Origin of the sequence: Faecalibacillus sp. MSK20_93 (assembly GCF_020589945.1) — a bacterium.
Lineage (GTDB): Bacteria > Bacillota_I > Bacilli_A > Erysipelotrichales > Coprobacillaceae > Faecalibacillus > Faecalibacillus intestinalis.
This window is the reverse complement of the sequence record NZ_JAJDKA010000080.1, coordinates 1-9,343: the sequence shown is the minus strand read 5'-3', so window position 1 is coordinate 9,343 and position 9,343 is coordinate 1. Positions and strand designations below refer to the sequence as shown.

9 protein-coding genes are annotated in these 9,343 nt (G+C 30.2%); 4 read left to right on the top strand and 5 right to left on the bottom strand.

The features are described 5' to 3' along the window. The 3 genes from LJD34_RS14895 to LJD34_RS14885 form a co-directional block, all read right to left on the bottom strand. The coding region (locus LJD34_RS14895; protein WP_227360268.1) for a transposase at positions 1–112 on the bottom strand (112 nt) is incomplete at its 3' end. A 96-nt stretch (positions 113–208) separates the two neighbouring features. Further along, positions 209–610 carry a hypothetical protein gene (locus LJD34_RS14890; RefSeq protein WP_227360267.1) on the bottom strand — a complete coding sequence of 134 codons (402 nt, stop codon included), beginning with the start codon at positions 608–610 and terminating at the stop codon, positions 209–211. 148 nt (positions 611–758) lie between these two features. Then, positions 759–2,129, bottom strand: coding sequence for a PTS sugar transporter subunit IIC (locus LJD34_RS14885; RefSeq protein ID WP_147579922.1), 1,371 nt, complete (start codon positions 2,127–2,129; stop codon positions 759–761). A gap of 237 nt (positions 2,130–2,366) precedes the next feature. On the opposite strand from LJD34_RS14885, the gene LJD34_RS14880 reads away from it, so the two are divergent. The 3 genes from LJD34_RS14880 (at position 2,367) to LJD34_RS14870 (ending at position 4,630) form a co-directional block, all read left to right on the top strand. Continuing rightward, positions 2,367–3,086, top strand: a complete 720-nt coding sequence (locus tag LJD34_RS14880) for a 6-phosphogluconolactonase (protein WP_032091554.1) — start codon at positions 2,367–2,369, stop codon at positions 3,084–3,086. Between the two features lie 128 nt (positions 3,087–3,214). Further along, positions 3,215–3,802, top strand: a complete 588-nt coding sequence (locus LJD34_RS14875) for an RDD family protein (RefSeq protein ID WP_227360266.1) — start codon at positions 3,215–3,217, stop codon at positions 3,800–3,802. A 48-nt stretch (positions 3,803–3,850) separates the two neighbouring features. After that, the gene (locus LJD34_RS14870; RefSeq protein ID WP_117793008.1) at positions 3,851–4,630 is read left to right on the top strand and encodes a MurR/RpiR family transcriptional regulator; all 780 of its coding nucleotides are present in this window, start codon (positions 3,851–3,853) and stop codon (positions 4,628–4,630) included. A 37-nt stretch (positions 4,631–4,667) separates the two neighbouring features. Here LJD34_RS14870 and LJD34_RS14865 read toward each other — a convergent pair whose 3' ends face one another. Both LJD34_RS14865 and LJD34_RS14860 read right to left on the bottom strand, forming a co-directional pair. Next, positions 4,668–5,255 (bottom strand): histidine phosphatase family protein, encoded by a 588-nt coding sequence (locus LJD34_RS14865; protein WP_227360265.1) that lies wholly within the window; start codon positions 5,253–5,255, stop codon positions 4,668–4,670. Beyond that, positions 5,255–8,200, bottom strand: coding sequence for a glycoside hydrolase family 2 TIM barrel-domain containing protein (locus LJD34_RS14860; RefSeq protein WP_227360264.1), 2,946 nt, complete (start codon positions 8,198–8,200; stop codon positions 5,255–5,257). The genes LJD34_RS14865 and LJD34_RS14860 overlap by 1 nt, the downstream gene beginning before the upstream one ends. A gap of 182 nt (positions 8,201–8,382) precedes the next feature. Here LJD34_RS14860 and LJD34_RS14855 point away from each other — a divergent pair, with 182 nt between their 5' ends. Then, positions 8,383–9,198 (top strand): PocR ligand-binding domain-containing protein, encoded by an 816-nt coding sequence (locus tag LJD34_RS14855; protein WP_227360263.1) that lies wholly within the window; start codon positions 8,383–8,385, stop codon positions 9,196–9,198. Positions 9,199–9,343 lie beyond the last annotated feature (145 nt).

The following is a 9,343-nucleotide window of genomic DNA, read 5'->3' as shown; positions in this document are numbered from 1 at the left end:
CCTTTAAGCGATCATCCACACCATCTACAAGAACGGGACGTCGATATTTTGGACAAAATACAACATGATATTTACAGGAATAGATCACATTATTATTCGATTTGTACTTCATGAATACATTATACTACTAAAAGATATCTAACGATATGATTTATCAATAAAATCTTAAAAAAGTTGCCTTGTATCTCCACAGCTAAAGCTGGGAGCTTTACGGCAACCTTTGGTAAACCGCAAGTATACTACAGTTTTCTTCAATAGCAATTGATTCTAGAGTCTTACATTGAACATATTTTTTTAAAATACGTTCTTTTTCTTTGACTGGTAAATCTTTAATTGTTAACTCAATAAAACTTATTAATTCTTGATGTATCAATTCTTTCAACAATATGTTTTCGTTAACATCAAAGCCTTCTTTTTCTAATTCTAAAAATGGCCTTCGATCTAACGAAAAATATCCCTTATGATAATCTACTTTTCTTTTATATACTGCATCAATATGATCATATTTATTCATTGTCTCATAAACATCCTGATCAACTTCAACAAAGCAATCTTGATTATAATATTTAGGATACATTTCTCTCAGGTTTACCCTAACTTTAGTTGACATATTATCCCTCCCTTCTTCATAAACTGAGAGAAACAACTGTCGAGCTTTAAGTTTTATAAAAAAAGCTCTAATGATTTTGGGGTCTCATTAGAGCATACTTAAGTTATTCAATTTTTAAAAGATTGATGTGTGAGTTAATCTTCTTTTTTTAATTTGTTTGTACTGAATTTTCTTCTTCTAATTTTTGTTTTTCTAATAATTTAAAGAATGGATAGTATAAAACCATGTCTAAAATAATTAAACAAATAACCATGATTGCTGCTTTGAAATCCATACATCCAAGTGCGGCTCCAAGTGGCGCTGGTGTTGTCCATGGTGTTTCAATAATTCCTTTTCCTACAATATGGAAGGCCATTAAGCCATAAGCAATAATTGAATTGATTACTGGTACAAAGATAAATGGAATCATCATTAATGGATTTAAAACCATTGGTAAACCAAAGATAATCGGTTCATTGATATTAAAGATTGCAGGTCCAATTGATAATTTTCCTAATGTCTTTAATTCTGCTGATTTAGATCTCAACAACAAGATACAAAGTCCCATTGTTGCTCCTCCACCACCAAGTGTAATAACATATGACCAGAATGGTTGAGTAAAGAAATGTACGATTGGTTGTCCAGCAGAGAATGCTGAAATATTAGCAATTAAATACATTTGCATAAATGGTAAACGGATTGGTTGAGTAATACTTGCTCCATGTAATCCAAAGAACCAGAATACTTGAGCAATCATGGTAATTAAACAAATACCAACTAATGAATCAAGTCCTGAAATTGCAGGTGCTAAAACTGTCATGATCATATTTGGTAAAAGTTGTCCGCTAAAGTTTTGTACAACTAAAGAAAGACCATAAAAAATGATTACACAAATAAATAATGGTAAGATTGCATCAAAAGATGAACTAATTGCTGGTGGAACACCTTCAGGCATTTTGATACGAATGTCTTTTTTAAACATAAAATGCATAATTTCCACACAACCTATAGCAACTAAGATTGCTGTAAAGATACCTTTGGCATCCAAATAGGTCGTTGGTATGTAATTACCAGCTAAAGCTAATAAATCTGTTGCACTTTTTCCATCAACAATAAGATTTGATGCTACTGCTGAAGTTGTTGGTGCAGATACAATTAAAAATACTGCTGTTGATACGATTGCTGAATTTAATTTTGGCATTTCGTATTCATCTGCTAAATGATAAGCAATTGCAAATGCAATAAATAATCCCATTAATGCCATTGTCATATTATAAGGCAATTGCAACATTGCTTTGTTGGCTTGCGCCCAATTATACCAACCATTTAACATGTCAGTAATAAATCCCCAATTTGGAAGTGTTTCTGGTTTAAAAGGTGGTGTTGAAATAATTAAACATACCCCTCCTAAAATAGATAACGGAATTGCTACTACCATTCCATCACGAATAGCAGCCAAATGTCTTTGATTCCCTAATTTGTTAGCAATTGGTACAAGTGTACGGTTTGCAAGTTCATTAAATTTTTCCATGAAATTCATGAAAGTTCCCTCCCTTCTTGCTATAGTGAAATTATATAGCTGTAGCACATTCAAATTCTTTTGATTTCCACAATAAAAAACATCTTTCCAATTACTTGAAATTTTTTCCAAATCATGGAAATAAATTGTTTTATTTTTTTTATCTGCATTTATTTTTTTATGTTGACACTCCCTTTTTATTTTTTATAATGAAATTGTGTGTGAGTTATATCTTCTTATAAAACAGGAGGATATATTATGAAGTTAATCATTGAAGAAAATGAACAAAAAATGAGCGAAAGTGCAATGCACATTTTACTTGGAGCAATGATGCAAGATAAAAGAGTCAACATCTCTTTAACTGCTGGACGCTCTCCTATCAATCTTTATAAGATGATGGTTCCTTATGTTAAAGACCAAGAAAAATTCAAAGACATTCAATACTATCTTTTTGATGAAGCACCTTATCAAGATAAACCACATGGCCCAAACTGGGAAGAAATGCAAGAACTATTCTTTAAAGATGCAAATATTCCTGATGAAAGAATCCATACAACAACAATGGAAAATTGGGAAACTTATGATCAAGAAATCAGAGATGCTGGTGGTATTGATGTCATGTTGATTGGACTAGGTTGGGATGGACATTTCTGCAGCAACTGTCCAAGATGTACACCTATGGATAGTTATACTTATCCAATGGATCGTAAAACAAAAAATGCAGCTAATCCAACATATCCAGCAAGAGATCATCTACCAATCACTTTATCAATGGGTCCAAAAAGTCTAATGAGAGTGAAACATCTTGTAATGATTGTTACTGGTAAAGAAAAAGCTCAAATTTTAAAACAAGTGTTAGATTCACCAATTTCAGATGAACTACCAGCAACTGTTTTAAAATTACATCCTAACTTCACTGTTATCTGTGATAAAGATGCTGCATCTTTATTAAATATGGATGATTATAAAAGATTATAAAATCTTTATAGAAAGCTTCGGCTTTCTTTTTTTATTTCCAATATTTGGAAATAATTTCTACCTTTTGGAAAAGCAAAAGTAAATAAAGCATTCATTTGTTATAATTTTTCTATCCTGGAGGACTACTTATGAGAAAAAATAAAACAAAAAATAACAAAAGCAATAAAAACAGAAATAATATGGATATTATCGAAACACGTGTTAGAAGATTTGTAGCTATGATCATCGATTGGTATCTTACTAACATGCTGGCTGCTATCCCTATTACCTTCTATTTAAGAGGAAATGACTACTTAAAGCCTTATATGTTTGATTTAACACACTATGATTTTTCTATAGGTCTTGCTTTGGGTCTTTATGGTGTTTTGATTGGTATTATTTACTATGTATTTATTCCAACATATCTTTTTAAAGGACAAACACTTGGTAAAAAAATATGTAAGATCAAAATCATTAAAGAAAATAATGAATCAATCAATTTAAAAGATATGATGTTAAGAGAACTTCTTGGAGCATCCTTACTTGAAGGTGGAATGATTATCATCCCAACCTATATAAGAAAGCTACTTCCATTATTTAAACTTACAATGATTGTTGATCCTTTAAAATATATTGCCTATGCTTTAACTATCGGTTCAATTATCTATGCTTATTTCCAAGCAAATACACAATCTTTTCATGATAAAGTAGCTAAAACTATTGTTGTTAAACAATAATTAACTATGGTATAATTATCTAAAATATACATAAAGAGGAGATTCTCCATGTTTAACTTAATAATTATACTTTTATCAACACTTAATGATGAACCAAAAGGTTCAAATAACTATAAAATAGCTAAATATATGATAGAAAATATGCGCGATTTAGAAGAATATTCTCTCACAGATCTAGCTCAGGCTTGTTATGTGTCAAATTCTAGTATTTCGCGCTTTTGTCGTGATATTGGACTTAAAGATTTCAATGCATTGAAAAATCAAATTGCAAAGTTTTCTGTTGAGTCTGCTCGCTTAAAAAGAAAGTTTGACTATGAAAAATATGAATCCTCATCAATGTTTCAATCATATGTAAAAAATGTTATTTCCAATTTAAATTACTTCTTAGAAAATGATATTGAAAAACAAATCAATACACTTGTTCAAGAAATCAGTTCTTATCAAAAAATAGCCGCTTTTGGCTATATGCAATCTGAAAGTGTTGCCTGCAATTTACAGTTCGATCTGCAAACAAGTGGTAAACTTATCTTTTCTTGTTTTAATATCAAAGATCAGGCAGACTATATTACTGACGCTGATGAAAATAATCTTATTATTATTTTTTCAGAATCAGGAACCTATTTTGATCGTATTTTTCCAAGAGCCAAGCCATTCAAAAGTAACAAAAAGAAACCAAAGATATGCATGATTACTTCTGATCAGTCAATTGAATATCCATTTATCGATTTCTACATCCGTTATAACAGTAAAGGTGGCTATGCAAGTCATCCCTATCCATTACAGCTTATTTCTGATCTAATCTGTATCAAATATTCTGAAACTTTATAAATAATAAACAGGTTTACCATCGCAAACCTGTTTATTTTTATAGAATAGGGTCTAAAATTTGTTCGAGTTTGAAATTTCCATTTGAATAATCAACAATCATTGCTGAAGCATTATTAGGAAATTTAAAAGATTGTTGAGGTAATAATGATTTGATAAATCCATATAACGAACAGCCGTGCCCTACAATTAAAACGGTATCCTTTTCATTACAATCCTCTATTATTTCTTGAAGTGCTTTATGATGTTTTAAAATAACATCATGAATATCTTCTCCTTCATAAGGTCTGTAATCCATATCCAAATCTTCTAACCAGTCAGGTGATTCAATATTGAGTTTTCTTACAAGTTCTGTGGATATTCCTTCAAGTATTCCAAAATTAACTTCTTTAAAACATTCTTCATAAATCGGTTCGACTTCTTTTTTACTTAGAATAATATTTGCCGTTTGTACTGCCCTACCCAATGGAGATGTGTAGGCTTTATCTATTTGGTATTGTTCTAGCTGCTTTGAAATATTTTCAACTTGTCTGATTCCCACTTTTGACAAAGGAGAATCACACCAACCCTGTGTCAGATTGATTTCATTAAAATGTGTCTTTCCGTGTCTTACAAATATAAATCTCATTATAACTTACCTTTAAAACTAAAACGTAAATGATGTTTTTCTTTATCTAATAAGAATTCATCATGTGTCTTAGCACCCCATGTATCATCACCAGCAATACCCATTTGTTTTTCATTGATACATAAAACCGTTTGATAAACATTTGGAAGTTCATCTTTGTGACGCGCGTTTTCTAATTCATAAGGTGTATAGTGTAAAGCTGAAAATTCAAAATCTTCACCTTTGATTCTTAATTTTGTATTTTCACCTGCAACTGATAATTCTCTTACATGCGTTCTGTTACCACATTCTTGTGGATATAAATAAGGTGTTAAATTGTCTGTTACTTGATAAGTATATTTTCCAAGAAGTGCCCCTTTGTTTCGATCAATATAGTTTTCTTCTGGACCAAATCCATAATAATTTACTTCTTCCATATCTTTATATAATTGGAAGATAAGTCCAAATACAGGCATTTCAATTTCAGAAACAACCGGTTGATAAGACATATCGACAATGATTTTACCATCACCATAGACTTCATAAACTAAATGAACTTTTTCATCTTGTAAATTTGGTAAGTCATAAGCATATTCAACCTTGCAAGAACTATCTCCTTTTGAAACACCAACAAACTCACATTTTGCATATAGACTGGCAGTTAACCATTTACCATAGCGATAACCATATTTGTTTTCAACATCATTATTTGTAGCTGCTCTAAAGAAATTTGGTCTGACAGGTACTCTAATATATTCTTGTTGATGATATCTATAAGAAACCAAACCTTTTTGTTTTGAGAAAATCGCATTGAAATCTTTTCCTACAACGCCTACATTCAAGTAGTCTTCAACGATATCTACGTGTTTTGTTGTATGAATGTTATGTGTTTTATTTTTTACTTCATAGATATATTGTTGTTGAGCGTATATTTCATGATTCTTTTTCAAATAGACTGTTACTGCACATTCTTGGTCTTGATCATTTATTTTAAATGGATTTTCAACAACAACTGATGCTAATGGTTCACAATCTACTGTCATTGTTTTGGTTTGAACAACATTACCATTGCATAACATGTCCATTTGTAATTGATATTCATTTAAATCAGTAAATAAATAATTATTGCTGATATGAATATCATTTTCATCTATTCTAAAATCTACATATTGATAGCAGTATTTGACTTCTTGCATCTTTGGAGTATTTGTACGATCTGCAAAAACAATACCGTTTCCACAGAAATCATAATCACTTGGCCTTTCATCAAAGTCCCCACCATAACATAATTTTCCATCATGGTATAATGCTTGATCGATGTAATCCCAGATGAATCCACCTTGATACAAGGAATATTTCTTTTCTAAATCAATATATTTGAATAATGCTCCATTACTGTTTCCCATAGAATGGGCGTATTCACATAAAATAAATGGTTTATCTTGATGTTCCTTTAAGTATTTTTCAACATCAACTGCAAAAGTATACATTTGACTTTCAATGTCACTTGTTTCATTGTAGCGACGATCATGTGAAAGTCCTTCATAATGAATCAAACGAGAAGTATCTTTTTGTTTCATAAACTTAGACATTTCATAAAGATTTTTACCACCATAAGATTCATTTCCTAAAGACCAGATAATAATCGAAGGATGGTTTTTATCTCTTTCATACATAGAATTAGCACGATCTAAGATAATATCTAACCATTCAGGTTTATCATCTGGTAAGATATGAGCTTTATCAAAAAGTTCACTCCAAGTTCCATGTGTTTCAAGATTGACTTCATCAATGACATAAAGACCATATTCATCGCATAAATCATAAACAAATGTTTGATTTGGATAATGACATGTACGTAAGGCATTGATATTATTGGCTTTCATATTCAAGATATCTTTTTTAGTATCTTCATAAGAAACCGTTCTCCCTGTCTCAGCTGAAAATTCATGACGGTTGACACCATGAAAAACAATTCTTTTACCATTGATACACATGATACCATCAATAAGTTTAAATTCTCTAACACCTACATTATGTTGACTGCATTCAACCAAACCATTTTCATCCATGATTTCTACATATAATTGATAAAGGTTTGGTTTTTCTGCTGACCATAAATGAGGATCATCGAGTTCAAAATTGATTGGACTGCAACAATCTTTGCTTTCTTTTTGTCCAATAACTTCATCTTTATACTTTAAAGTATAGACTGCCTTAAATTTAGCTTCTTTTTTTTCAATCATTGGCGTTACTTCAACAGTTGCATGATCATAATTTTCATTTAAATGAGTCAAAATTTTGATATCTTTTAAATGAATATGAGGAACCATTTGAAGTTCAACATCTCTAAAGATACCTGAAAAACGCCAGAAATCTTGATCTTCTAACCAACTTCCACTGCTGAAACGATAAACATTGACAGCAATTTTGTTTTCTCCATTAACAATCAAATCTGTAATATTAAAACTTGAAGGTGTAAATGTGTCTTCACTGTAACCAACAAAAATTCCATTAATCCATAATGCCATAGCAGATTCTACACCATGGAAAGTAATATAAGTATCTACATTATCTTTGATTACTGAACTGTCAAAATAAGTGACGTAACTTCCAATTGGATTTTTATCAGGGATTTCTCCAGGAATGATTTGTTGTGTTCCTGACCAAGGATAGATTTGATTGACATACATTGGTTTTCCATAACCTTGTAATTGAATATGTCCCGGTACTTTGATTTCATCCCAGTTATCTACACAATAATCTTTATCAGAAAACTCTGGTATTAATTGATTAAATCCTGTTGCATAATGAAACTTCCAGCTCCCATTTAATGAATAATTGAAACTGCTTTGTTTTTCTTGTAATTCTTTAGTGCTTGCATATCTATGAATCGATGCTGTTGCACTTAAACGATTGACATTAAAAATCTTTGGATCTTTGACCCATTCATTGTTCATTTCCATTTCTCTTTCCTCCTGACCATATCATAAATGAGACAAAAAGAAATAGAAATGGAACAAAGTATAATATAGGGTAAAAAAGTATAAATATGTTTTTTATTCATTATATTTCTATCTATTTATGATATAAAAAGAAAGAAGTATAATAATTATAAGCTTATATTATATAAAGTATGGAGAATATCATGAATGAATTAGAAAACTTATTAAAAGATTTATATAAAATATCAGGTTTGAATATGTCTATATTTGATTTGAATCAAAATTTATTAACTTCTTATCCTCATAAGAAATCAAAATTTTGTAATGAATTAGAAAAAAACAACAATGCTTTTCAACATTGTATTGATTGTGATTATAAAGCTATGGAACATGTCAAAAAAACGGGTGAACTTTATATTTATAAATGTCACTTTGGTTTAAATGAAGCAATTATGCCTCTTTATTCTTATGGAAGTTTAACTGGTTATTTAATGATGGGACAGGCCGTTATAGGAACATATAGAAATTATTCTGAAATCATTGAAAAATCTAAAGAATATTTTCAAGATAAAGAAATATTAAAAAAATATATCACAGAAATTACAATTTTAAATGAGGAACAAGTTTATGCATTTGCGAATATTTGTGATGTGTGTGCAAAATACATTTCACTTACAAACCGTATCCAAGCAAAACATGATCATCTTGCCCAAGAAATCAAACACTATATCATCGCAAACTACAATAAACAAATTACAATTGAAGAATTATGTTCTTATTTTTTCTGTAGTCGTGGAACTTTACTTAATCATTTTAAGTCAAAATACAATACAACGATTCATCAATATCTCTTGGATTATCGTTTAAAAAAAGCCACAGAACTTCTTATAAATGATGAGTTAAATGTTAAAGAAATTGCCTATTTTTGTGGCTTTGAAGATCCTAATTATTTTTCTAAAGTATTTAAAAAAAGATACGGTCAATCTCCTCTAGAATTTAAAAATAATATAAATCAGTAAAAAAAGTCCTTAGATTTTTCTCGGCTATTCAAATAATTTAGGGGTTTCAACTTTGGGGGTCTACTTTAGGGGACAACTTTAGGGGGATGTACTTCTAATAATTGTCATTGAAAAACAACAGCTAGAATTCTGGCTGTTGTTTCTT